We start from the raw sequence: 23721 nt of genomic DNA on the forward strand, positions 1-23721 counted from the left end.
CGGGTCACTTCGACGGACAGGGGTCGGGAAGCACTTTTTGATTAACCGTCAGATCCGCCGGGCGCCCGGATCACCCGACGGTCGCCCGGAGCCCGAGCAACTCCGGCAGTTCGGTCATGTCCTTGAACAGCGTGTCGGCGTCGGCCAGTCGCTCCGCCGGGGTCATCGCGGCGTAGCCGTACACGGTCATCCCGGCCGCCCGCGCGGCCCGCACACCCAGCGGGCTGTCCTCGACCACCACACACCGCGCCGGGTCCACGCCGAGCGTCGCGGCGGCATGCAGAAACAGGTCGGGCGCGGGCTTCCCGTGCGCGACGTCCTGCCCGCTGAAGCGAACCGCGTCCGGAAAGCGGTCGATCAGCCCGGTCCGGGTCAACGCGAGCCGGATTCGCTCATGCGTCCCGGACGAGGCCAGGCAGTACGGCAGTTCCGCCAGGTCGAGCGCGGCCAACACGTCGGCGACCCCGACCACCGGTTCGAGCTCGGCCCGGAACCCGGCGAACACCCGCTCGTGATAGACCTCGTCGAAGTCGGCGGGCAAGGTGACCCCGTCCCGCCCCCGCACCATCGCATGCACCCGGGCCATCGTGCCGCCGAGATAGTCGCGCAACGAGTCCTGGTAACTCGTCGGCACACCCGACTCGGTGAGCAGCCCGGCCAGCACCCGATTGGCGATCGGCTCGCTGTCCACCAGCACACCGTCGTTGTCGAACAGGACCAGCTCCGGCCTCACTTCAGCCCCTCCGCGATCTCCTGCGACCGGTTGCTCGCGGCTTCGAGCGCGGCCAGCAGTGCGGCCCGCACGCCGTGGTTCTCCAGTTCGCGGATGGCGGCGATCGTGGTGCCCGCCGGCGAGGTCACCGCCTCGCGCAGCAGCGTGGGGTGTTCGCCGGAGTCGCGCAACATCACCGACGCGCCGATCGCGGCCTGCACGATCAGGTCGTGCGCGGCGGCGCGCGGCAGGCCGAGCAGGATGCCGGCGTCGGTCATCGCCTCGACCAGGAAGTAGAAATAGGCCGGCCCCGAACCGGACAGCGCGGTGACCGCGTCCTGTTGCTTCTCCGGGACCCGGATGGTCTTGCCGACCGAGTCGAAGATCTCCTCGACCCGCGCCAGATGCGCCTCGGTGGCGTGCGCGCCGCCGGAGATCGCGCTCATCCCCTCGTCCACCAGGACCGGGGTATTGGTCATCACCCGCACCACCGGAGTGCCGGCCGCGAGGCGCGCCTCCAGAAACTTCGTGGTGATGCCCGCCGCGCCGCTGACCACCAGTCGATCGGCGGGCACGTGCGGGGCCAACTCGTCCATCAGCGCGCCCATGTCCTGCGGCTTGACGGCCAGGATCAGGATGTCGGCGGCCTTGGCCGCCTCGGCGTTGGTGACCGCCTCCACGCCGTAGCGGCGCCGCAGGTCCTCGGCCCGCTCGGCCCGCCGGGTGGTGACCAGCAGATCGTCCGGGCTCTTGCCGGCCCGGATCATGCCGGACAACAACGCTTCCCCGATTTTCCCGGTGCCGACGACGGCGACCCGCTGAGCCATGGCCCCACACTTTCTCGCGTACGTAGCTCCACCGGAGGCACGCGGGGTGCCCCCGTGGCCAACCTACGGTACGTACCGCCGGCTACGGCGTGCGTCGACGCAGGGTCAGCGCGCCCAGCGCCAGGGCGGCGAGCACACAACCGGCGATCACCGCGATGTCGCGCACCAGCAGGCCGGAGACCTCGTGCTCGGTGGTCAGCCGCATCATCGCGTCCACCGCGTAGGACAGCGGGAACACATCGGAGACCACCTCGAGCACCGGCTGCATTTGATTCCTGGGCACGAACAATCCGCACAGCAGGAACTGCGGCAGGATCACCGCGGGCAGGAACTGCACGGCCTGGAACTCGGTGTTCGCGAACGCGCTCACCAGCAGTCCCAGGGCCAGGCCGAGCAGCGCGTCCAGGACCGCGACGCACAACATCAGCCAGGTCGGCCCGGCCACGTCGAGGCCGAGCAGGCCGACGGCAAGGCCGGTGGCCACCACGGCCTGGACCACCGCGACCAGCCCGAAGGCCAGCGCGTAGCCGCCGATCAGCTGCATCTTGCCGATCGGCAGGGTGAGCAGCCGCTCCAGCGTGCCGGTGGACCGCTCGCGCAGCGTGGCCACCGAGGTGACCAGGAACATCACCACGAACGGGAAGATCCCGAGCAGCGGCCCGCCGATGTGGTCGAACTGCGCGGGCCGGCCGTCGTAGAGCCAGTAGAGCAGGGTGAGCAGCACACACGGCACCAGCAGCATGAGCGCGATCGTGCGGGGATCGTGCCGCAGTTGGCCGAGCACCCGACGCGCGGTGGCCGTGGTGGCGGAGCCGGTCATGACGCACTCCCGGAGGTCGGAGTCGGGCCGGGATTCGGCTCGGCCGCCGCGTCGACCAGCGCCAGGAAGGCCGACTCCGCGTTCCGGGTCCCGGTGCGCGCGAGCAACGCGGCGGGGGTGTCGTCGGCGAGCAGCACGCCGTCCCGCAGCAACAACAGCCGCTCGCAGCGCTCGGCCTCGTCCATCACGTGGCTGGACACGAGGAGCGTGGCGCCGCCGGCCGCGAGCCGGTGGAACAGCCCCCACAGATCGCGGCGCAACACCGGGTCCAGGCCGACCGTGGGTTCGTCCAGGATCAGCAGATCCGGCCCGCCGAGCAGCGCGGCGGCCAACGACACCCGGGCCCGCTGGCCGCCGGACAGCCGGGCCACGCCCGAGTGTTGCCGATCGACCAGGTCCACCTCGCGGAGCACCCGGTCCAACTCGGCGGCGGGGGCGCCCAGGATGCCGCCGAAGTAGCGCAGGTTCTCCCGCACGGTCAGATCCGCGTAGACCGACGGCGCCTGGGTCACGTAGCCGATCGAGCCGCGCAGCAGCCGGTGTCCGGCGGGCCGGCCGAGCACGTCCAGGCGCCCGCTCACGTGCGCCTGCACCCCGACGATCGCCCGCATCAGCGTGCTCTTGCCGCACCCGCTGGGCCCGAGCAGTCCGGTGACACTCCCGCGCGGTACGACGAACGAGACGTCGTCGAGCACCACACGCCCGCCACGCACAACCCGCAGCCCCTCGGCCCGGATCGCACCCCCGTCATAATTCATCATGTGTTGAATATGTGCTCGCCGGCCCACCCCCGTCAAGCACCCACAGGCGGGCGCGCCGCCCGGCACCAGACGGCGAAAGGGCGCCCCGGCCGCAGCCGGAACGCCCTCTCGCAACGCGATGCAGAATGCCTCAGTCGAACATCGACACGTCGCGCACCGCGCCCTTGTCCGCACTGGTGGCCATCGCCGCGTACGCCTTCAGCGCGGTGCTGACCACCCGGTCGCGGTCGACCGGGCGGTACTTGCCCAGGTCGTGCAGGAGCCGCTCGCGACGCTCGGCCAATTCCTCGAAGGAGACCTCGAGCTCGATCCGCCGGTTGGGGATGTCGATGGTGATCGTGTCGCCGTCCTGGACCAGCGCGATCGTGCCGCCGGCCGCCGCCTCGGGCGAGACGTGCCCGATGGACAGGCCCGAGGTGCCGCCGGAGAAGCGCCCGTCGGTGATCAGCGCGCACTTCGCGCCGAGGCCGCGGCCCTTGAGGAAGGACGTCGGGTAGAGCATCTCCTGCATGCCCGGACCGCCGCGCGGGCCCTCGTAGCGCACCACCACGACGTCGCCCTCCTTGACCCGCTTGGTCAGGATCGCGTCGACGGCCGCCTCCTGGGACTCGACCACCACGGCCGGGCCGGAGAAGGTCCAGATCGACGGGTCCACCCCGGCGGTCTTGACCACACAACCCGCCTCGGCGAGGTTGCCGTAGAGGATGCCGAGCCCGCCGTCCTTGCTGTACGCGTGCTCGACGTCGCGGATGCAGCCCGAGGCCACGTCCAGGTCCAGCGTGTCCCAGCGCTCGGACTGGCTGAACGCGGTCGCCGAGCGCACGCAGCCGGGCGCCGCGTGGAACAGCTCGACCGCCTCGGCCGAGGGCGAACCGCCGCGCACGTCCCAGGTCTTGAGCCATTCGGCGAGCGAGTCGGCGTGCACCGCGTGCACGTCCTCGTGCAGCAGCCCGGCCCGGTACAGCTCACCGAGCAGCGCCGGCACGCCGCCCGCGCGGTGCACGTCCTCGACGTGGTAGGGCGCGTTGTTCGGCGCCACCTTGGCCAAACACGGCACACGTCGCGAGAGCGCGTCGATGTCGGCCATGGTGAAGTCCATCTCGGCTTCCTGCGCCGCCGCGAGCAGGTGCAGGATCGTGTTGGTCGAGCCGCCCATCGCGATGTCCATCGACATCGCGTTGTCGAACGCCTGCCGAGTGGCCACATTGCGCGGCAGCACGCTCTCGTCGTCCTGCTCGTAGTAGCGCTTGGTGATCTCGACGACGGTACGGCCGGCGTCCTCGTACAGCGCCTTGCGCGAGGTGTGCGTGGCCAGCACCGAGCCGTTGCCCGGCAGCGCCAGGCCCATCGCCTCGACCAGGAAGTTCATCGAGTTGGCGGTGAACATGCCCGCACACGAACCGCAGGTCGGACACGCGGCGTTCTCGATCCGCTCCAGGTCCTCGTCGGAGACCTGGTCGGAGGCGGAGTCGGCGATCGCGGTGATCAGGTCCAGGTGCGGGCGCACCCGGCCGTCGACCATGACCGCGGTGCCGGCCTCCATCGGGCCGCCGGAGACGAACACGGCCGGGATGTTCAGCCGCAGGGCGGCCATCAGCATGCCGGGGGTGATCTTGTCGCAGTTGGACACGCACACCATGGCGTCGGCCTGGTGCGCGTTGACCATGTACTCGACCGCGTCGGCGATCAGCTCGCGCGAGGGCAGCGAGTAGAGCATCCCGGAGTGGCCCATCGCGATGCCGTCGTCGACGGCGATGGTGTTGAACTCGCGCGGGATGCCGCCGGCGGCGGAGATCGCCTCGGACACGATGCGCCCGACCGGCTGGAGGTGGGTGTGCCCAGGTACGAACTCGGTGAAGCTGTTGGCGACCGCGATGATCGGCTTGCCGAAGTCTTCACGCTTGACGCCTGCGGCCATGAGGAGCGCCCGGGCGCCCGCCATTTCGCGACCGTGGGTGACCGTCCGAGACCTGAGTTGCGGCACTGCACACACCCTCTCAGCAATTCACCGGTGGATCCGGGTGCTTTCGAGCTTACGTCCGCGACCACGCTCGACGGCGTGAGCGTCCACTATGCGACCGGTGGCGGGGGTGCGCCGGTGAGGTGGCGTTGCAGGATCGGCGCCAGCCGGCGGGCCAGCTCGGTCCCCGGTGTGGATGCGATCGGCTCCAGGCGCAACACGTAGCGGGTCAGCGCGACCCCGAGCAGTTGGCTGACGCACAGATTCGCGCGCAGCGCCGCGTCCGTACCGCCGATCCCCTCGGCCAGGCGTGTGGTCAGCTCGGCGCCGACGAACTCGCGAAACGCCGGATTGCCCTCGGCCGGCACCGCCGTGCGCAGGATCGCCAGCAGCCGGGTGCCGGTGTCGGGGTGCTCCCACAACGTCACGAACGACTCGGCCAGCCGGGCGCCGGCGTGCTCGACGCCCTGCGCGAAGGCGCCCGCGACCAGCGTCTCCGGGTCCAGCGGCAGGTCCATGGCGGCGATGAACACCCGGTCCTTGGGCCCGAAGTAGTGGTGCACCAGGGCCGGATCCACCCCCGCGCCGCGGGCGATCGCCCGCACCGACGTGCCCGCGTAGCCGCGCGCGGCGAACTCGGTGCGGGCGGCGGCCAGGATGCTCTCGCGGGTCCGCCCGGTGTCCCCGCGCCGACCCGGCGGCCGGCCCGGACCGCGCCGTGCGCCGGTCGACTCGGCCGGCTTCGACTCAGCCATGGCGCGGCTCCACCTCGGCCGCCGCGGCCAGGTGCAGGCGGGTGTAGGCGAGCGCCTCGGCCAGGTCGGCCTCCCGATCGGCGCGCGAGCCGCACCGGCGGGTGTTGACCTCGAGCACGATCGCCCCGGTGAACGAGGTACGGGCCAGGTGTTCGAGCAGCTCCGCGCACGGCTGGGTGCCCCGTCCGGGAACCAGGTGCTCGTCCTTGAGCGATCCGCTGCCGTCGGCCAGGTGTACGTGGCCGAGCCGGTCGCCCATCCGGGCCAGCATGTCCAGCGCGTCCGAGCGCGAGGTCGCGGTGTGCGACAGATCGAGGGTGAAGTGCCGGTAGTCCTCGTCGGAGGGGTCCCAGTCCGGCGCGTAGGCGGCGACCTCCTTGTCCCGGTAGCGCAGCGGGAACATGTTCTCCACGGCGAACAGCACATCGGTCTCGCCGGCCATCCGGTCGATGCCGCGCACGAAGTCGCGCGCGTAGCCGCGCTGCCAGCGAAACGGCGGATGCACCACGACGGTCCCCGCGCCGAGCCGCTCGGCGGCGTTCTGCGCGCGCACCAACTTGCCCCACGGGTCGGTCCCCCATACCCGCTGGGTGATCAGCAGGCAGGGCGCGTGCACGGACAGGATCGGCACGCCGTGATGGTCGGACAACCGGCGCAGCGCCTCGATGTCCTGGCTGACCGGATCGGTGGAGACCATCACCTCGACGCCGTCGTAGCCGAGCCGGGCGGCGAGCTCGAAACCGTCGGCGGTGGACTCGGGGTAGACGGAGGCGGTGGACAGGGCGATCTTCGCGTCGGGCACGCGCAACACCGCGTCCGGCACCCGGGCCGGCGCCGGTTCGGACCCCATACCCGTGAGTATGTCGTGGTCGGCCATGTCGCCCAGAGTAGAACGATCGCCCGCCGAAGCAGCCGGTCCGGGCCGATCGGCGCGGCCGACACTCCGGGCGGCCCGGTGCGCTCGGTCAGTTCATCCAGTCCAACCGGCGCAGGATGATCCCCTCGCGCAGCGCCCACGGACACACTTCCAGCGCGTTGACGTTGAACAGGTCCAACGCGGCGTCGGCCACTATCGCCCCGGCCACCAGCTGGGGTGCGCGACCCACCGACACGCCCGGCAGCGCGGCCCGCTCGGTCGCGGTCATCGCGGCCAGTCGCGGCAGCCAGTCGGCCAGGCCGGCCCGGCTGAGCGAGCGCTTGACGTAGGGGCCCTCCCCGGAGGACGGCGCGCCGGCGATCCGGGCCAGTTGTTTGAACGTCTTGGACGTGGCCACCACATGGTCCGGCCGGCCCAGTCGGCTGAACTCGGCGACCGTACGGGCGATCTCGGCCCGCACATGCTTGCGCAGTACGCGGATCTCGTCCGCGCCGGGCGGATCACTGGGCAACCAGGCGCGGGTCAGCCGGCCCGCGCCCAGCGGCAGCGAGGCCGCCGCGTCCGGCTCCTCGTCGACGCCGGCCGCGATCTCAAGGGAGCCGCCGCCGATGTCGAGCACCAGAAGCCGCCCGGAGGACCAGCCGAACCAGCGGCGCACCGCCAGGAAGGTCAGCCGGGCCTCGTCCGCGCCGGTGAGCACCTGGAGGTCCACCCCGGTCTCGCGCCGGACACGCTCGAGCACCGCCTCCGAGTTGGCCGCCTCGCGCACCGCCGACGTGGCGAACGGCAACAGGTCCTCGACGCCCTTGTCCTCGGCGATCTCCAGGGCCGCGGCCATCGTGCGGACCAGCAGATCTATCCCGTGCGGGGCGATGCTCCCGTCCGGCTCCAACAGCTCGGCCAGGCGCAGTTCGCGCTTGTGCGAGTACGCGGGAAGGGGTCGAGCACCCTGATGGGCGTCGACCACGAGCAGGTGGACCGTATTGGAGCCCACGTCGAGAACACCGAGTCGCATGGTGTCGAAGGTAATCCGTCGACCCCGGCGCGCGAGCGGGGGCGTTCCCTCGGTTGTCCGGCCCGGAGCCCTACCCTGGTGGGCGTGCCTGAGGTAGACCTTGATTTTCCGCGCGCCTGGTTCGAATTCCCCGACCCCGAGGACGCCGATCAGCTGTTCCGCTGCGACCTGACCTGGCTGACCTCGCGTTGGCAATGCATCTTCGGAGCCGGCTGCCACGGCGTGGTGGCCGGCCGAGCGCCCGACGGGTGCTGCTCGCTGGGCGCGCACTGGTCGGACGAGGACGACGAGAAGCGTGTCCTGGCCTGGGCCGAACGGCTGACTCCGGACACCTGGCAGTTCCACGACCTGGCCAAGGCACAGGGCGTGAGCGAGTTCGAGGACGGCGACAAGCGCACCCGCCTGGTGGACGGCGCGTGCGTCTTCCTCAACCGCCCCGGCTTCGCGGGCGGCACCGGCTGCTCGCTGCACGCGCTGGCTCTTCGCGCGGACGTACACCCGCTCGAAACCAAGCCGGACGTCTGCTGGCAACTCCCGATCCGGCGTACCTACGACTGGATCGACCGGCCCGACGAGACCCGGGTCCTGATGGTCACGATCGGCGAATACGACCGCCGGGGCTGGGGCCCGGGCGGCCACGACCTGCACTGGTGGTGCACGGGCAGCACCGAGGCACACGGCGCCGGCGACCCGGTCTACGTGTCCTACGCCCCCGAACTGCGCGAACTCATGGGCGAACCCGCCTACGCGGTCCTGACCCAAGCCTGCGAAGCCCGCCTGTCGACCGGCCACCCGATCGCCCCCCACCCGGCCGACCCGGCTTGACATCGGGCGGCTCCGCCCACCAAATCCCGATCAGCCACCCCGGGGGGCCACGGGGCCAGACCAGGCCGCGTAGGAGCCTTTGAACCCCAACCTCCGAACCATTCGCAACGGGTGGAGCGGGTGGGTACACAACCCAACCCGACCAAAACGCTCCCGCAGCCGTGATCGAGCCGGCCCGTCGCCGCCTCCGGAGGTGCTCAGCCGGTCGGCCGCAGGCCAGTGCGCGTCGCGTCCCCCGTGCTGCCCTCGATCGTGATCACCACCGCACCCGGATCCACCCGCACCGTGGCCGTCCAGGAGCCGCGCGGAGCTCGGGACACGTCGACGGTGATCACCACCGTGTCCTGTCGGCCCGGGGCGAGCGTGCCGTGGGTGTGGCTCGGGTGCAGCCAGGTCGCCGCGGTCCACGCCCGCCAGTCGATCGGCTCCGCGCCGGGGTTGCCCAGCGTGACCACGGTGCGATCGCCGGTGTGGGTGACCGTGACCAGCGGCAGCGCGGGGACCGGCGACCCGGGCACCGGCGGCGCGAGGACCGCGGCCGAGGAGGCCGGGGCGTATCCGTGCGCGTGCGGCGGTACCGGGCCGACCACCGGCGCCGTCGACGCATCGGCCGGCCGGCCCGGGACGGTGTCCGCCCCGCCCTCCACGTGCGCCGACGCGATGGTGACCACCCTGCCGGCCGACCCGCTCGAGCCACTCGCCGATCCGCCGGACGCCTGCCACAACGCCAGCGCCGGCGCGGCCACCACCGCGGCCACCACGACCGCCGCGATCACCGTGGCCCGACGTCGATTGCCGCGCTGGACCACCTGCGTGCGAAAGACCGGGAAGCCGGCCCGGTCGAACTCGGCGACCCGGCGCGCGATCTCCGGTGGCCGCTGCGCCGAGCGCCCCTTGCCCACCTCGGCCAGCACCTCGATCCGCAACGCCGGCGGCGGCGCGATCAGGGCCAGACCCACCGGTGCCGCCGCCGCGCCCGTGGTCGGCGCCAGACACGTCGCCGCGCGACGCACCCGCGGGCCACACCGCCGACACGTCTCGACGTGCGCGATCAACCGGGCGCGCAGTGGAGCGGTGAGCCGCCCGGTGGCCAACTCCCGGCCTTCGGGGCACCCGTGTGGGGCCCCGGCGCCCGCGACCGCCGCCCGGGTGCGGTCCACCTCGCGGCCGGCCGCCAGCAGCACGCTGCGGGCATGCTGCTCCGCACAACCGAGCACCGCGGCCAGGCCGCGCGGATCGAGCCCGTGTCGGACCGACAGTTCGAGCGCCTCGCGCCGCTCCGGGGTCAACCCCACCGCCTCCGGCCAGGCGAGTTCGTCGAGGTCGCCGCGCCGACCGGGCGGCCGGCCCACCTCGGTGCCGGGGACCGGATCGGTGCACTCGTCGGCGCCCGAAGCCAGCGGCGGCAGGCTGCGCTCGTGCGCCCACACCACCCGGCCGTCCTCGGGCCCGGCCGGCCCCGGGCCCATCCGCACGTGCGCATCCAAACGGACCAGGCACTCGTACCGGGCGAGCGCGTAGAGCCACGGTTTGAGCAGATCCAGATCCGGCAGTCGGCCGATGTGACGATCGGCGAGCACGAAGGTGCTGCGCAACGATTCCGCCGCCGCCCGGTGATCGCGAAGCACCGACAGGCAGTAGGTGTAGAGCCCTTCGGCATAGGCGTCGTAGGCGGCACGCCCCCACGAGAGCACCGCGGCGGGAGGAGCGAAGCGGGCAGCCCCTCCGGGAGCGGCTGCCGGGCCGGTTACCGAGTCCGTCACGTTCGTGAACGTAGGCGTCGCAGAGCCGCCGACTCAGGCGATTTGCACTTTCATACGCCTTTCGAGGTCGACAATCATACTTTCGAGTGAATATCCGTCACCTTTGGCCGAATTCTTTCATCGAACATCCACACGACGCCCGCCGCCGCGCACCTCGACGGGAATTCCGCCCGGATTCGCGGAAACGGTCACTGCCCACGTCGCGGCCGGTGCCCTGTCCACATTCGCCGAGATCGTGATCGATATCGACTGGCCATTGGCCAGGGTCCCCGAACTCGGGCTCACCGTGAGCCAGTCATTTTCCGACATCCCCAACGACCAGGTGACCGGCCCACCGGTCGCGGAGAGCCGAATCGTCCGCGCACCGCCGCCCGCCGCGAGATCGACCGACGTCCGCGACCAACCCAACGTGCCCGGCGTCGCCGCGTCGTCCAGGACCAAGCCACCCGAGCGCGGCCGGCTCCCCGTGGACGCCGCGGCCGGCCCGGTCGCCGACGACGGCCGCGCGCTCTTGCCGGTCCGCGCGGTCGGCTTCGGCGTGGTCGTCCGCGAACTCGGCACCGAGGACGGCAGGCTCGAAGCCGTGGCCGAAGCAGCAGCAGCAGCGGAAGCACTGCTCGCCGGCGTCGAAGGCGTGGGAGGCGGCCACCCGGCCACCGGCTGATCCGGCGGCCGCGCCGAACCGATCGCGACCGAGGCGCCGCCGTCCGCCCCACCCGAGCGCAGCACCACCGCCGGCCCGACCACCAACGCCGCGCCGACCGTGCAGGCCACCACCACCGGCACCCGCGAACGCGCCCGCCCCGCCCCCGGCGGAAAACCGTCCCGACCCACGAACTCGCCCGACACCCCGGGCGACCCCGCGAGCAGCCCGGTCCGAATCGTGTCCGGCGCCACCGGCAACACCCGGGCCGCCAACAACTCCCGCCCGTCCACCGGCCCCGGACGCAACAGCACGCAGTCCGGACACGAGTCGACGTGCAGGTGCAGCGGCTGCCGCAGACCCGGCTCCACCGCCGCGCCCGCGTCCGGCAACAACAGCGCGAGCTCGGGACAGTCCCGCCGCGCGTGCGTGGCCACCGCGTAGATCGCCAGCGCCTGCTCGAACTGCTCGCGGCCACGCCCGAGCACCCGCGCCACCCGCCGCTCGGACAGCGCCAGTACATCGGCCAGTTCCGCACCCCCGAGCCGATGCCGCGCGGACAGGTCGAGCGCGATCCGCTCCACCTCGTCCACCGCCCACAGCGCGTAGGGCACCAGCGGCGGCAGCCGATGTCGATCCGGCCCGGTCCGGCCCGCGCCACCCGCGGCCAACATCTCCTCGACCACCCCGGGCGAGGACCGCGCCCCCGCCGCCCGCGCACACTCGGCGCGCGCGAGCGCGTACAGCAGGGCCCGGGTCCGGCTCGGCTCGCGCACCGCCCGGATCCGCGCCGGTGCCGCCGCCAGCGTGTCGCGCACCGCCCGCGCGGCGACCCGGGAGTCGTGCACGAGCCCGAGACAAAACCCGAACAGGGCATCGCCGTAGGCGTCGTAGAGCGCGACGGCGTCCGGCACCGCACCCGTCACGTCCGTCGTCCCCGGTCCCCGCACCGCACCGTCCCCACCCGCCATGCCGCCACACGGTAGGGAGAACATCCCCTCGCCACCATCGCTTCGGCCGCTCGGTGACCGGATCAAGACATTCGCCATCGCGACATTCCGCCCCGATCGACCACGGGCCGGCGCGGCTGTCGGTGCGGGCCGTTACCGTTCCTGGCATGGCCAGGACCACCACGAAGGATCGCCCGTCGTATCGCTGCACCGAATGCGGCTGGACCGGGCCGAAATGGCTGGGTCGCTGCAACGAGTGCCACGCGTGGGGCACGGTCGAGGAGTTCGGCGCGCCCAAGGCCCGCTCGATCGTGGCCGGCCCGGTCACCACCGCCGCGCTGCCGATCGGCCGGATCGACGTACAGACCGCCAAGTTCCGTTCGACCGGCGTCGAGGAGCTGGACCGGGTGCTCGGCGGCGGCCTGGTCCCGGGCGCGGTGGTGCTGCTCGCCGGCGAGCCGGGCGTCGGCAAGTCCACCCTGCTGCTCGACGTGGCCGCCAAGTCCGCCTCGCCCACCGCCCGCACCCTCTACATCACCGGCGAGGAGTCCGCCGCCCAGGTCCGACTGCGCGCGGGCCGGATCGGCGCGCTCGCCGAGGAGCTCTATCTCGCCGCCGAGACCGACCTGGCCGCGCTGATCAGCCATGTCGACGCGGTCAAGCCCGCCCTCCTGGTGGTCGACTCGGTGCAGACCGTCGCCTCGCCCGCGATCGACGGCGCGCCCGGCGGGGTGTCGCAGATCCGCGAGGTCACCGGCGCGCTGATCCGGATCGCCAAGGAACGCAACATCGCCACCGTCCTGGTCGGCCACGTCACCAAGGACGGCTCGATCGCCGGCCCGCGCCTGCTCGAGCATCTGGTCGACGTGGTGCTGCACTTCGAGGGCGACCGACACGCCCGACTGCGCCTGGTCCGGGCGATCAAGAACCGCTACGGCACCGCCGACGAGGTCGGCTGCTTCGAACTGCACGACGAGGGCATCACCGGCCTGACCGACCCCAGCGGCCTGTTCCTGACCCAGCGCCAGGAGCCGGTCTCCGGGACCTGCGTCACGGTCACTCTGGAGGGCAAACGCCCGCTGGTGGTCGAGGTGCAGGCGCTGGTGGCGCCGTCCCAGATCCCCACCCCGCGCCGGGCCACCTCGGGCCTGGACTCGGCCCGGATGGGCATGGTGCTCGCGGTGCTCGAGCGGCGCGGCGGGGTGCGCCTGGAGAAGACCGAGATCTACACCGCCACCGTCGGCGGCGTGAAGCTCACCGAACCGGCCGCCGACCTGGCCGCCGCGCTGGCTTTGGCCGGCGCCGCCGCCGATCATCCGCTGCCGGCCAAACTGGTGGCGATCGGCGAGGTCGGCCTCGCGGGCGAGATCCGCCGGGCCACCGGCGTGCAGCGCCGGCTCGCCGAGGCCTTCCGGCTCGGCTTCACTCACGCCCTGGTGCCCCCCGATCCGGGCAAGATCCCCAAGGGCATGAAGGTGATCGAGGTGGCCGACATCCGCGAGGCGTTGCGCGCGTTCAACCTGGTCTCGCACCGCGAGCGCAAGCCCGACCGCGAGTGAGCGAGCGACCCGCCGGCCCCGCCCGAAACGCCCGCGCGCCGAACCCCCGCAGGAGACCGCGCCGCGGGCCGGCAACTTTCCGGGTGCCCCGAGGAGTGACCATGTGTCGCCTCGGAGATACTCGACACGCGGAACGGCTTGTGCGGCCTGTGCCGAAACACGGCTTCGGGCCGGATAAGGCGACCGGTCGGCGGCCGGGAGGCACTAGACTTTTCCACCGATCTTCCGACGTAGCGGCCGACCTGTGTCGACCGCAGGTCCTGAGGCGCTCCCGGCCGTGCATACCGGAGCAAATGCCCGGGTGACGGCCGATGGCCGGCCGAGGATGGCAACGACCACGGGGAGTTCTGTGGCTACGAATGACCGGACCGACAAGGGCACGAGTGCCGACGCGGCCCTCGTGAGGGCCGCGCTGCAGTCCGTGGCCCCGGGCACCGCCCTGCGCGACGGCCTGGAGCGCATCCTCCGGGGCAACACGGGCGGCCTGATCGTGCTGGGTTTCGACAAGACGGTGGAGGCCCTGTCCACCGGCGGCTTCGTGCTCGACGTCGAGTTCTCCGCGACCCGCCTGCGCGAGTTGTGCAAGCTCGACGGCGGCGTGGTGGTCGACCGCGAGTGCACCAAGATCGTCCGGGCGGGTGTGCAACTCGTCCCGGATCCGTCCATTCCGACGGAGGAGACCGGCACCCGGCATCGCACCGCCGAGCGGGTCAACAAGCAGACCGGCTACCCGGTGGTCTCGGTGAGCCAGTCGATGCGCCTGATCGCGCTCTACGTCAACGGCCGGCGACACGTCCTGGAGGACTCGGCGGCGATCCTGTCCCGGGCCAACCAGGCGCTGGCCACCCTGGAGCGCTACAAGCTCCGGCTCGACGAGGTCTCCGGCACGCTGTCCGCCCTCGAGATCGAGGACCTGGTCACCGTACGGGACGTGTGCGCGGTGTCCCAGCGGCTGGAGATGGTGCGGCTGATCGCCCGCGAGATCGACGGCTACGTCACCGAGTTGGGCGTCGACGGCCGATTGCTCTCCCTGCAACTCGAGGAGCTGATCGCGGGCGTCGAGGACGACCGCAAGCTGGTCGCCCGCGACTACGTGCCCGAGCGCGCGATCAAGCGCGGCCGGACCGAGGCGGACGTGCTCGCCGAACTCGACGGCCTGGCCCACGCCGATCTGCTCGACCTGCAGACGGTGGCCCGCGCGCTGGGCTTCACCTCGGGCCACGAGGTGCTCGACTCGGCGGTCAGCCCGCGCGGCTACCGACTGCTGGCCAAGGTCCCCCGGCTGCCACCGGTGGTGATCGAGCGGCTCGTGGAGCACTTCGGCGGCCTGCAGAAGCTGCTCGCCGCCAGCGTCGACGACCTCCAGGCCGTGGACGGCGTCGGCGAGGCGCGCGCCCGCAGCGTGCGCGAGGGCCTGTCCAGGCTCGCCGAGTCCTCGATCCTGGAACGCTACGTGTAGCGACCCCGACGACACACGAGGAGGGCCCCGGCGCGTGCGCCGGGGCCCTCCTCGTGTGTCGTGGTGGAGCGGGCCGCTACTTGCCCACCGAGGCGGTGAAGATGAACTCGCCGGACGGCTCCAGGCCCGCCAGCACGCCCTTCGCGCGGTAGGAGGCCTTGTCCGTCGGGGCGACCTTGCTCTGCCCACCGTTGGTCGCGCACTGCGCGGCGTTGGAGCGGGTCCAGGACCAGTCGCGGGTGATCGAGACCGCCTGCGCCTCGCCCTGCTGCAACTGGCGATAGTCGGTGGCGGCGCCGACGGCGCAGTCGGCCGAGCTCCACAGCGCGTCGTTGCCGGAGTGCACCTGGATGTAGGCGCTCTTCGGCGCCAGGTCCACGTAGCAGGTCGGCCCGCTGTTGTTGGTGACGATCACCTTGAGCGCCACGTTCTGCGCGGCGCTGTACGAGCTCTTGCCCGACTCGACCGGCTGGATCTGCACCCGGACCATGGCCGAGGTGCACCAGGTGCCGCCGTTCGGCGCGGGTTTGCCGCCGCCCGGAACCGCACCGCCGCCGGCCGTACCCGCGGACTGGCCGCCGGACTGGCCCGGCTGCCCGCCGGGTTGGCCGGACGTGCCCGCCGAGGCACCGGAGCTGCCGCCGGGCGTGCCGGTGCTCCCGCCCGACACCGGCGGGTTGGCGCCGTTGGTCGGGTTGGCGCCCGGCGTGATCGCGCTCGGATCGGGCGAGCCCGAAACGGTCGCGATCGGCTTCTTGTCCGCAGCGTTCTTCTTGTCGTCGGAGGAGTCCCCACCGGCAGTGCATGCCCAGGCCACCAGCGCGATCAACAGCGCGAGGGCGAGCAGCACGACGACCCGCCGACGCCAATACACGGTTGACGGCAGGTGACCCACGGGACGGCGCATCGAGTCCACGTGCAGACTCTAGGGGAGATCGTTACGCCGTCCGGTGTAGCCACACCGTCCGAAGCGTTGGATTTTCTCGGCGTGTCGGGACCGAAGAAGCCCTGGTGGCAAGCCTTTTCCGGCATTTGCGGGCAGAAGCCCCCGTCACTCGGCCGAGTGACCTTCCGTAACGTGCGAGGATTCTGGGCGAGATGTCACACGCACTGCACGAGCCGATCCTCGACTGGTACTCGGCCAATCAACGCGATCTGCCCTGGCGAACCCCCGACGCGTCCGCGTGGTCGGTGGTGGTCAGCGAGTTCATGTTGCAACAAACGCCCGTGGCCCGGGTGTTGCCGGTGCACGCGACCTGGCTCGAGCGCTGGCCCACGCCCGCCGCACTGGCCGCCGACGAACCGGGCGAGGCGGTCCGGATGTGGGGCCGGCTCGGCTACCCGCGCCGCGCGCTGCGCCTGCACGGCGCGGCGACCGCGATGGTGGAACGGCACGACGGCGAGGTCCCCACGGACCACGCGGAGTTGCTCGCGCTGCCCGGTGTCGGCGAGTACACCGCCGCCGCCATCGCCTCGTTCGCCTTCGGCCAACGGCACATCGTGCTCGACACCAATGTGCGCCGGGTGATCGGCCGGGCGATCGACGCGGTCGAGTATCCGCCGCAGGCCACCACCCCGGCCGAGCGCCGCACCGCGACCACGCTGCTCCCCGCGACCGCCGCGACGGCCGCGACCTGGGCGGTGGCGATCATGGAACTGGGCGCGCTGGTGTGCACTGCCAAGACGCCCCGGTGTGCGGACTGCCCGGTCGCCGCGTCGTGCGCGTGGCGCCTGGCGGGCAAGCCCGCCTACCAGGGCCCGCCGCGGCGCGGCCAGACCTACGCGGGCACCGACCGCCAGGTCCGTGGCCGGCTGCTCGCCGTCCTGCGGGACAACATCGAACCGGTCGACCAGGCCGCGCTGGACGCGGTGTGGGACGAACCGGTCCAGCGCGCCCGGGCGCTGGACGGTCTGGTGGCGGACGGTCTGGTCGAGCCGTTGGCGGCGGGCGTGTACCGACTGCCCGCCGGTCCGCTCAGTGGCAGTACTTCTTCTCCGCGTCGATCGGATTCGTCGGAATCCGCATCGAGTTCCGTTTCACCGAGCCGATGAGGTTCTTCCAGAAGCGCGATACCGACATCGGTTGGCGCGTCGCTTCCTGAAGTTCGCGAATACCGCCGCAGGTCAATGCCCGACGGGCCGCCTCGACCTTGGCCGGATCGACATTGCGCAGGTCCAGTCGGGTGCCCGGAGCGGTGAAGTCGGCCAGAATCCATTCGATGTAGGTCAGCTTGTCGTGCCCCGATCGGGTCCGATAGTCGAGCTCGAGATGCGCGCCGAGCGGATTGGCCAGACCGAAGATGTCGATCGCCAGACCCGAGGTCGGCACCAGTGCCGCGGGCTGCCCGAGCGCGCCGTAGACGACCGAGTCGGTGACCGGGACGTGGTACTTGAGCGGCGCGGAGCGGAAGTCGAAGTTCAGCATCCAGAACTTGTCCGGCTCGTGATAGTAGGTCAGGTAGACGAACTGGGCCCCGGGCGTGGCCAGATCCTTGCGCCATTCGCTGCCGAGGCCCTCCAGCCGCTTGACGAACGCGGCCCGGTAGGACGCCGCGGTCACCGGGTTCGGCTCACCGGTCCAGGCGACGTACCAGGTCCGGGTGTCCTCGATGTCCTTCGGCCCGAAACCCTGGTACGGCACCCGCATCGAGGCCGCGCAGACCACCGACCACACGGCCAGCGCCGCCGCGGTACTCGCGTACAGCCGTTGCCGCGGCAACACCAACACCGGCAGGAGGAACGCGAACGTGCCCGGCAACAACAGCCGCGCGTGCATGAAGTCGCCGCCGACCACGATCACATAACCGAGCAGCACGGTGCCCGCGACCAACGCGGTCGCGGTCAGCACCCGGATCCGGTAGCGCTCGAAGTCGCCGACCGAGCGGTCCACGCCGGCCAGCAGACCGACCGCCACCACGGTGAGCAGCAGCGGCGCCCAGATGTTGTACGGACTCGCGTAGTCCTCGAAGTAGCTCCAGCCGCGGCCGACGTCGGTCCTGGTGCCCTCCTTGGCGATCGCCGTGTTGGGCAGCAATACGCCGTAGTAGCCCATCCGGAAGATCTGGTAGAGCACCGGCAACAGGCCGCCGAACAGCGCGAGCAGGGCCAACCGCTTGCGCTCGGGCCGCAGCAGCAGCCACGCGGCCGCCGCGAACACGATCGTGCCGAGCGCCAGATCGGGCCGCACCAGCACGCCCATGCCGAGCGCGAACGAGGTCCACGCCTGGCGCCGGAACGAGGTGTCCCGGTCCAGCCGGACCAGCAGCGACCAACTCGTGCCCAGCCAGACGAAGATCAGGCCCATCTCCAGACCGGAGGTGGCGAAGTCCCAGAACGGCGGCAGCGCCGCGAGCACCAACGCCCCGGCGGGCAACGGCCACCCACCGCCCGGGAGGTCGGCGTAGAGCCGGCGAGTGCCCGCGGTGGCGATCGCCAGGCCCGCGACCGCGCAGACCAGCGAGCCGTAGACGGCGAGCGTCACCAGGTCGATCCCGGTCGTCTCGTCCACCAGCGCCAACAACCACGGCCAGAGCGTCGAGGTGGCCGCCTCGGTCCGCTCGCCGACGTTGAAGTTGGGCCCGTTCCCGTCCAGGATCTGCTGCGAGACGCGGACGAAGATCAATCCGTCGTCGCCGATCCAGCGCCGCCGGAAGGCGGCGACACCGACCAGCAGGGCCGGGAGCAGTACGACGGCGAGGGCCCATCCGGTCCGCACGTCCAACCGATACCACGGTTTTCCGCGCGACATTTCCGGATCGACATCGTCCGTTTCGGCGACCGTATCTTCCTTTACCAAGGCGCTTCCTACGCCCATCGTCGTACCCCCGAGCTCTTGTCGTTCCATACCTCGATTGACCCGATAATATTATCCGGGAAATGCCACCCCGAATTACCCTTGGCGAACGCTTGGCAATTCGATCGAAAACTGTTTCGACCCGACGGGCACCATCGCGACATTCGAAATTATTCTTTTCCAACGTAACGAAATCCGGGGACGAACGCACTGCAATGCCCACCGCCGTACCCACCGGAGCCCGGGCCGAGCCGGCTCGGGGCCGGCACCCCGTCGGCCCCGCCGCGACGACCGATCTGCCCGGAATCCCGGCGCCCGGCCGCCGAGCGGCGAATACTGGGTGTACACGCCGAGGCTACGCAACGCGATCCGGGTCGGCCGCGCGTGGTTCACCGAGAGCGAAGGGGGACGCGGTGACGGAGGACTCCCGGCACGACGAGCCCACACCGGGTGAGGCGATCCGGTGCATGGGCTGCCAGGGCACCGGACTGGACACCTCGGGCCGGGTATATCGCAGCCGGCATCGCGAGGTGTCCACGATCTGGGCGGGCACCCGCTGCCCCCACTGTCGAGGCACCGGCTGGTTGCACAACGGCCCGACCGACCCCCCGGCCGGCTCCCCCGGCGGCCCCTGGCGAATCGGCCGCTGAACCAATCGGCCGGCGAAGCGTCCTACCGCCGAGGTGCGCCGAGGTAGCGGCGGAAGCCCTCGGCCCGGGCGTCGAAGCCGCAGGACCGGTAGAAGTCGTGTGCCTCGGTCGAGTCCGCGGCGAGCAGTTGCACCTTGTAGCACCCCGCGTCGGCCGCGGTCGTCGCGGCGGCGGCCAACAGTCGCCGACCGATGCCGCGCCGCCGGTGCGCCGCCGCCACCACGACGTTCTCCACGAACATGATCGAGCGCCCGCCCCGGGTGAGATTGGGCAACACCGCGCAGTCGACGGTGCCCACGATCACCCCGTCCAGATCCGCGACCAGCACCGTCCGGCCGCGCTGCGTGGCGATGTCCGCCCAGATCAGGTGCGCGTCCTCGAGCGGCAGCGGCCCGTCCTCGGGGTTGAGCTCGGCGTAGAGCGCGAGCAGCCCCGGCAGATCCCGAGCGGTGGCCGGGCGGATGGTCGTGGTCATGCCGAGAGCCTACAAACGCCGCCCGTCCCCACCGGCCCGTACGGACACCCCGGCCCGCGCCGCCGACTCGCATGCGGCGGCCTCGACCGGCCGGTATACCATCCCCAGCCGCTCGTACAACCGCACCGCGGCGTGGTTCCACTCGTCGACCATCAGCGCCGCACCCCCGTGCCGGGCCCGCGCCTCGGCCAGCACGAAGGCGCACACCACCCGACCGAGCCCACGCCCACGCGCCGCCGGAGCCACCCCGACGCCGGCCAGGAAGCCGATGCTCGGCGCCGACCAGGCCAGCGCCGCGACCGCGAGCAACGTACCGTCGGCGTCGCGTACCCCCGCCCAGCGCTCGACGCCCGGCACACCCGGCTTGGCGTACGACGACGGGAACCCGGCCTCGATCAGGGCCGCCACCTCGTGGTCCGCGTCCTCGGCCAACCACAGGGCCGGGCCCGGCACCGAATCCGGCTCCCGAGCCGCCACCAGGTCCATCCACCCGAACGAACCGGCCGCGACCAGCCCCGGCACCCCCGCCACCAGCGCCGCGATCCGCTCCGGCGCGCCGAACGGCCGGTAGCTCGGCCCCACTTCGGCCAACACCTCGCGCACCAGCGGCACCAACGCGTCCGGCGGCCCATACAGCGCGAGCCGGTCGTGCCGGGAGAGGTCCGCCCCGGCCACCACCGCGGCCCGCCGATCCGCACTCGCCCACGCCCGCCGCCCGCCGCGCAACCCCTGCGCGGCCCATACGCACATCGGGTCACCGGCGCAGCGGCGCACCAGTTCCTCGTGCTCGGTTATCTCCCACACGGCAAAAATCCTGCCGGATCGCCCCCACCCCGCCGACGCCGGGGCCGACCCGACGCACACTCACCCACTCGGGTGAATCCCCGGCGCCCGCGGACAATCCACCACCGGTCGTATTCCCGCTGCTGACAGCGCCGCGACGGGTAACCGACCGACACCGCCCCGAGCGTCTCCGGTTGTCGCATCGGCCGATTCGCCGTCTGCTGGTGGTCGGAGCTCCCACACGACGACCGCCATGTCGCGGCACCTCTGCCTCGACGCCGGGAACAGGAGCGTTGGCTCGTGAAGACGAATGTCACCCCGCAGGAACTGATCGGCCGCAAGGTCGTCGATTCCGAAGGCAGCAAGATCGGGACCATCGGCCAGGTCTACCTGGACGACCGCACCGGCGAGCCGGAGTGGGTCACCGTCAAGACCGGCATGTTCGGCGGGCGCGAGAGCTTCGTGCCGCTGGGCCCGGCCGACATGCAGGGCGACGACCTGCGTGTGCCGTTCGACAAGGAGCTGGTCAAGGAGGCGCCGAGTCTGGGCACCGACGAGCACCTGTCGCCGGAGGAGGAGGCCCGGCTCTACCGCCACTACAGCGTCACGCCGTCGACCGGCATGACCCGCACCGAGACCACCGGGACCGGCACCACGAGCGGCACCGCCGCCGGGCTCGCCGGTACGGCCGCCGCCGGCGCGGCGGCCGGCACCAGCCACCGCGACCTGTCCAAGTCCCAGCTCGCGGGCTCGGACAACGGCTTCGAGGAGCTGACCGGCAAGCACGACCCGTCGGTGCGCACCAACGACCCGCCGGTCCGTGCCGAGTTGCGCGACGTGCCGCCGGCCGCAGGCACCATGACCGACCGGCCGGCCCGGCCGAGCATGGCGACGGACACCGGGGCCGGGATGGCGTCCGCGACCACGATCCGCCCGGCCGCGGCCGGCTCGGGCACCACCCGGGCCGCGGGGATGGCCGCCGAGGCCGACACCGACCAGGCGATGACCCGTTCCGAGGAGCGGCTCGACGTGCACGTGGAGACGATCGAGGCCGGGCGCGCGGCGCTGCGCAAGGTGATCGAGACCGAGCGGGTGGACCAGGTCGTCCCGGTGATGCACGAGGAGTGGGAGATCGTCCGCGAGCCGATCGACAACAACAACCGGCAGGCCGCGCTCAACGGCCCGGACATGCGCGAGAACGCGCACGAGATCGTGCTGCACGCGGAACGGGTCGTGGTGCACAAGGAGGTCGTCCCGGTCGAGCGGATCCGGCTGGTCGCCAAGAAGGTGCAGGCGGAGCAGCGGGTGACCGAGGAGGTCCGGCGCGAACGGATCGAACTGCACGAGGGGGACCGGGTCCAGGTCCTCGACGGCAAGGGCGAACGGCTGGACAAGCACAAGTAGGCCCGTTCGCCGCACGTCCCGCGAAGCCCCCGATCGCCCCCGGCGCGTTCCTCCGGCGGCGGTCGGGGGCTTCGCCCGTGCTTTGCCCGGCGCCCGGCGAATTCGCGGGAAAACACCCCTTCCACCCGGCGTTACCCGCCAGTAGGGTCCGGGGCATGGACCTCACGGTGTTCGCCATTCCGGCCTTCACCCTCCTCCTGGTCGTCGAGTGGGTGTCGTATCGATTCGCCCCCGACGACGGCGAGCGCGGGTACGCGGTGAAGGACACCGCGACGAGCCTGGCCATGGGCCTGGGCAGCATCGCGGCCGGGCTCGGCTGGGGGCTGCTGACCGTGTGGGCCTGGGACGGGCTGCACGAGCTGACCCCGCTGCGACTCGGCCACACGTGGTGGGCATGGGTCCTGGTGATCGTCGGGGTCGACTTCTTCTACTACTGGGAGCATCGGGCCGGGCACGAGGTCCGGCTGTTGTGGGCCAGCCATGTCGTGCACCACTCCAGCCGGCACTACAACCTCTCCACCGCGCTGCGGCAGACCTGGACCGGGGCACACCACATCGTCTTCATCGGGCCGATGTTGCTGCTCGGTTTCCCACTCACGATGGTGGTCACGTCCTTCTCGATCAATCTGCTCTACCAGTTCTGGATCCACACCGAGCGGATCGACAGGCTCTGGCCGCCGATCGAGTACGTCTTCAACACACCGTCGCACCACCGCGTCCACCACGGCTCGAACCCGCGCTACCTGGACCGCAACTACGGCGGGATCCTGATCCTGTGGGACCGGCTCTTCCGCAGCTTCGAACCGGAGAGCGAGCCGGTGGACTACGGGCTCACCAAGAACATCGAGACGTACAACCCGCTGCGGGTGGCCTTGCACGAATACGCGGCGATCGCCCGCGACGTCCGGGCCGCACACGCGTGGCGGGAGCGGTTCGGCCGAGTGCTGCGCGGGCCCGGCTGGCAGCCGGGGCCGGCGGCGGTCGAGCCGGTCGCGGTGCGGGCCGCCGGGTGAGTTCGCGGGCCCTGCTCACCGCGTATCTGACCCTGGGCGTCGTGGACACGGTGCTCGCCGCGACCGACGTGGCCGGCCCCCGGTGGGTCACCAAGAGTCTGCTGATGCCGGTGCTGATCGCCTTCGTGTACCAGGCCGTTCGTCCCGAGGCCGCGGCCGACCTGCGGCTGCCGATCGGCGCGTTGGTGGGCGGGTTCGTCGGCGACGTGGGGCTGCTCGTGGACAGCCGGGCGGCGTTCATGGTGGGGATGGCCGGGTTCGGGGTCGGGCACGTGTGCTATCTGCTGGCCTTTCGGCGCGCGGGGATCGCCCTGTCCCGGCGACTGCCCGCGGCGTACCTGCTCGCGTGGGGCGCGCTGATCGTGCTGGTGTGGCGCGGCCTGGGCGGCCTGCTGGTACCGGTGCTCGGGTACAGCCTGCTGCTGACCGCGATGGCGGTGTGCGCGGCGGGGGTGAGTCGGCGCACCGGGCTCGGCGGTGTGCTGTTCCTGGGCTCGGACGCGGTGATCGCACTGGGCATCGCGGACGTACACGTGCTGCCGGGCCAGGACGCGGTGGTGATGCCCACCTATGTGGCCGCCCAGTTGTTGCTCGCGCTGACCTGGGCGAGTTGGCCGTTCGGCCGGGCGAAACCGAACGGGGCGGCGGACCGTCGGTCCGCCGCCCCGTCGGGGTGA

The 23721-nt window shown here is 71.9% G+C and carries 22 protein-coding genes; 8 read left to right on the plus strand and 14 right to left on the minus strand.

Annotation, left to right across the window (positions count from 1 at the left end):
• Positions 1-70: 70 nt before the first annotated feature.
• From ABIA38_RS33485 to ABIA38_RS33520, 8 genes are all read right to left on the minus strand, one after another.
• Positions 71-733 (minus strand): HAD family hydrolase, encoded by a 663-nt coding sequence (locus ABIA38_RS33485; protein ID WP_424642671.1) that lies wholly within the window; start codon positions 731-733, stop codon positions 71-73.
• The gene (proC, locus tag ABIA38_RS33490; protein WP_424642672.1) at positions 730-1539 is read right to left on the minus strand and encodes a pyrroline-5-carboxylate reductase; all 810 of its coding nucleotides are present in this window, start codon (positions 1537-1539) and stop codon (positions 730-732) included. Before proC ends, ABIA38_RS33485 begins: the two co-directional genes overlap by 4 nt.
• 82 nt (positions 1540-1621) lie before the next feature.
• On the minus strand, positions 1622-2359 hold the full coding sequence (locus tag ABIA38_RS33495) for an ABC transporter permease (RefSeq protein WP_424642673.1): 738 nt from the start codon (positions 2357-2359) through the stop codon (positions 1622-1624).
• Positions 2356-3120, minus strand: a complete 765-nt coding sequence (locus ABIA38_RS33500; RefSeq protein WP_424642674.1) for an ABC transporter ATP-binding protein — start codon at positions 3118-3120, stop codon at positions 2356-2358. The genes ABIA38_RS33495 and ABIA38_RS33500 overlap by 4 nt, the downstream gene beginning before the upstream one ends.
• A 130-nt stretch (positions 3121-3250) precedes the next feature.
• Positions 3251-5104 (minus strand): dihydroxy-acid dehydratase, encoded by a 1854-nt coding sequence (ilvD, locus tag ABIA38_RS33505; protein WP_424642675.1) that lies wholly within the window; start codon positions 5102-5104, stop codon positions 3251-3253.
• An 86-nt stretch (positions 5105-5190) separates the two neighbouring features.
• Positions 5191-5835, minus strand: a complete 645-nt coding sequence (locus ABIA38_RS33510) for a TetR family transcriptional regulator (RefSeq protein WP_424642676.1) — start codon at positions 5833-5835, stop codon at positions 5191-5193.
• The gene (locus ABIA38_RS33515; protein ID WP_424642677.1) at positions 5828-6685 is read right to left on the minus strand and encodes a sugar phosphate isomerase/epimerase family protein; all 858 of its coding nucleotides are present in this window, start codon (positions 6683-6685) and stop codon (positions 5828-5830) included. Before ABIA38_RS33515 ends, ABIA38_RS33510 begins: the two co-directional genes overlap by 8 nt.
• Before the next feature lie 115 nt (positions 6686-6800).
• Complete coding sequence (locus ABIA38_RS33520; protein WP_424642678.1) at positions 6801-7727, minus strand: Ppx/GppA family phosphatase; 927 nt, start codon at positions 7725-7727, stop codon at positions 6801-6803.
• Between the two features lie 84 nt (positions 7728-7811).
• Between ABIA38_RS33520 and ABIA38_RS33525 the strand changes: the two genes are divergently transcribed.
• Positions 7812-8552, plus strand: coding sequence for a hypothetical protein (locus ABIA38_RS33525; RefSeq protein WP_424642679.1), 741 nt, complete (start codon positions 7812-7814; stop codon positions 8550-8552).
• Positions 8553-8749: 197 nt separating this feature from the next.
• Here the strand turns inward: ABIA38_RS33525 and ABIA38_RS33530 are convergent, their stop codons facing one another.
• Both ABIA38_RS33530 and ABIA38_RS33535 read right to left on the minus strand, forming a co-directional pair.
• The gene (locus ABIA38_RS33530) at positions 8750-10315 is read right to left on the minus strand and encodes a hypothetical protein (protein ID WP_424642680.1); all 1566 of its coding nucleotides are present in this window, start codon (positions 10313-10315) and stop codon (positions 8750-8752) included.
• A gap of 117 nt (positions 10316-10432) precedes the next feature.
• Positions 10433-11929, minus strand: coding sequence for a BACON domain-containing protein (locus ABIA38_RS33535; RefSeq protein WP_424642681.1), 1497 nt, complete (start codon positions 11927-11929; stop codon positions 10433-10435).
• 146 nt (positions 11930-12075) lie between these two features.
• On the opposite strand from ABIA38_RS33535, the gene radA reads away from it, so the two are divergent.
• Both radA and disA read left to right on the plus strand, forming a co-directional pair.
• Positions 12076-13467 carry a DNA repair protein RadA gene (gene radA / locus ABIA38_RS33540; protein ID WP_424642682.1) on the plus strand — a complete coding sequence of 464 codons (1392 nt, stop codon included), beginning with the start codon at positions 12076-12078 and terminating at the stop codon, positions 13465-13467.
• 349 nt (positions 13468-13816) lie between these two features.
• On the plus strand, positions 13817-14926 hold the full coding sequence (disA, locus tag ABIA38_RS33545) for a DNA integrity scanning diadenylate cyclase DisA (protein WP_424642683.1): 1110 nt from the start codon (positions 13817-13819) through the stop codon (positions 14924-14926).
• 76 nt (positions 14927-15002) lie between these two features.
• Here disA and ABIA38_RS33550 read toward each other — a convergent pair whose 3' ends face one another.
• Positions 15003-15842, minus strand: coding sequence for a hypothetical protein (locus ABIA38_RS33550; RefSeq protein WP_424642684.1), 840 nt, complete (start codon positions 15840-15842; stop codon positions 15003-15005).
• Between the two features lie 182 nt (positions 15843-16024).
• Here ABIA38_RS33550 and ABIA38_RS33555 point away from each other — a divergent pair, with 182 nt between their 5' ends.
• Complete coding sequence (locus tag ABIA38_RS33555; protein WP_424642685.1) at positions 16025-16978, plus strand: A/G-specific adenine glycosylase; 954 nt, start codon at positions 16025-16027, stop codon at positions 16976-16978.
• On the opposite strand, the gene ABIA38_RS33560 is transcribed toward ABIA38_RS33555, so the two are convergent.
• Positions 16902-18641 (minus strand): hypothetical protein, encoded by a 1740-nt coding sequence (locus ABIA38_RS33560; protein ID WP_424642686.1) that lies wholly within the window; start codon positions 18639-18641, stop codon positions 16902-16904. The genes ABIA38_RS33555 and ABIA38_RS33560 overlap by 77 nt on opposite strands.
• A gap of 491 nt (positions 18642-19132) precedes the next feature.
• On the opposite strand from ABIA38_RS33560, the gene ABIA38_RS33565 reads away from it, so the two are divergent.
• Positions 19133-19369, plus strand: a complete 237-nt coding sequence (locus tag ABIA38_RS33565; protein ID WP_424642687.1) for a hypothetical protein — start codon at positions 19133-19135, stop codon at positions 19367-19369.
• A gap of 22 nt (positions 19370-19391) precedes the next feature.
• On the opposite strand, the gene ABIA38_RS33570 is transcribed toward ABIA38_RS33565, so the two are convergent.
• Together ABIA38_RS33570 and ABIA38_RS33575 are read right to left on the minus strand one after the other, a co-directional pair.
• Complete coding sequence (locus tag ABIA38_RS33570) at positions 19392-19844, minus strand: N-acetyltransferase family protein (protein ID WP_424642688.1); 453 nt, start codon at positions 19842-19844, stop codon at positions 19392-19394.
• A gap of 9 nt (positions 19845-19853) precedes the next feature.
• A complete protein-coding gene (locus tag ABIA38_RS33575; RefSeq protein ID WP_424642689.1) occupies positions 19854-20648 on the minus strand; it encodes a GNAT family N-acetyltransferase in 795 nt (264 codons plus the stop codon).
• Positions 20649-20927: 279 nt separating this feature from the next.
• Between ABIA38_RS33575 and ABIA38_RS33580 the strand changes: the two genes are divergently transcribed.
• The 3 genes from ABIA38_RS33580 (at position 20928) to ABIA38_RS33590 (ending at position 23721) form a co-directional block, all read left to right on the plus strand.
• Positions 20928-22031: a DUF2382 domain-containing protein gene (locus tag ABIA38_RS33580; RefSeq protein WP_424642690.1), complete on the plus strand. Its 1104-nt coding sequence runs from the start codon at positions 20928-20930 to the stop codon at positions 22029-22031.
• A gap of 155 nt (positions 22032-22186) precedes the next feature.
• Complete coding sequence (locus tag ABIA38_RS33585; RefSeq protein WP_424642691.1) at positions 22187-23044, plus strand: sterol desaturase family protein; 858 nt, start codon at positions 22187-22189, stop codon at positions 23042-23044.
• On the plus strand, positions 23041-23721 hold the full coding sequence (locus tag ABIA38_RS33590) for a lysoplasmalogenase (protein ID WP_424642692.1): 681 nt from the start codon (positions 23041-23043) through the stop codon (positions 23719-23721). The genes ABIA38_RS33585 and ABIA38_RS33590 overlap by 4 nt, the downstream gene beginning before the upstream one ends.

The sequence above is a fragment of the Embleya sp. AB8 genome (assembly GCF_049739465.1).
In the GTDB taxonomy this organism is placed as follows: Bacteria; Actinomycetota; Actinomycetes; order Streptomycetales; family Streptomycetaceae; genus Embleya.

Excerpts from the sequence above, each read along its gene's own strand:
- proC (WP_424642672.1), bottom strand. The coding sequence starts at position 1,539 with ATGGCTCAGCGGGTCGCCGTCGTCGGCACCGGGAAAATCGGGGAAGCG.
- ABIA38_RS33495 (WP_424642673.1), bottom strand. The coding sequence starts at position 2,359 with ATGACCGGCTCCGCCACCACGGCCACCGCGCGTCGGGTGCTCGGCCAA.
- ABIA38_RS33500 (WP_424642674.1), bottom strand. The coding sequence starts at position 3,120 with ATGATGAATTATGACGGGGGTGCGATCCGGGCCGAGGGGCTGCGGGTT.
- ABIA38_RS33510 (WP_424642676.1), bottom strand. The coding sequence starts at position 5,835 with ATGGCTGAGTCGAAGCCGGCCGAGTCGACCGGCGCACGGCGCGGTCCG.
- ABIA38_RS33515 (WP_424642677.1), bottom strand. The coding sequence starts at position 6,685 with ATGGGGTCCGAACCGGCGCCGGCCCGGGTGCCGGACGCGGTGTTGCGC.
- ABIA38_RS33520 (WP_424642678.1), bottom strand. The coding sequence starts at position 7,727 with ATGCGACTCGGTGTTCTCGACGTGGGCTCCAATACGGTCCACCTGCTC.
- ABIA38_RS33535 (WP_424642681.1), bottom strand. The coding sequence starts at position 11,929 with ATGGCGGGTGGGGACGGTGCGGTGCGGGGACCGGGGACGACGGACGTG.
- radA (WP_424642682.1), top strand. The coding sequence starts at position 12,076 with ATGGCCAGGACCACCACGAAGGATCGCCCGTCGTATCGCTGCACCGAA.
- ABIA38_RS33555 (WP_424642685.1), top strand. The coding sequence starts at position 16,025 with ATGTCACACGCACTGCACGAGCCGATCCTCGACTGGTACTCGGCCAAT.
- ABIA38_RS33570 (WP_424642688.1), bottom strand. The coding sequence starts at position 19,844 with ATGACCACGACCATCCGCCCGGCCACCGCTCGGGATCTGCCGGGGCTG.
- ABIA38_RS33585 (WP_424642691.1), top strand. The coding sequence starts at position 22,187 with ATGGACCTCACGGTGTTCGCCATTCCGGCCTTCACCCTCCTCCTGGTC.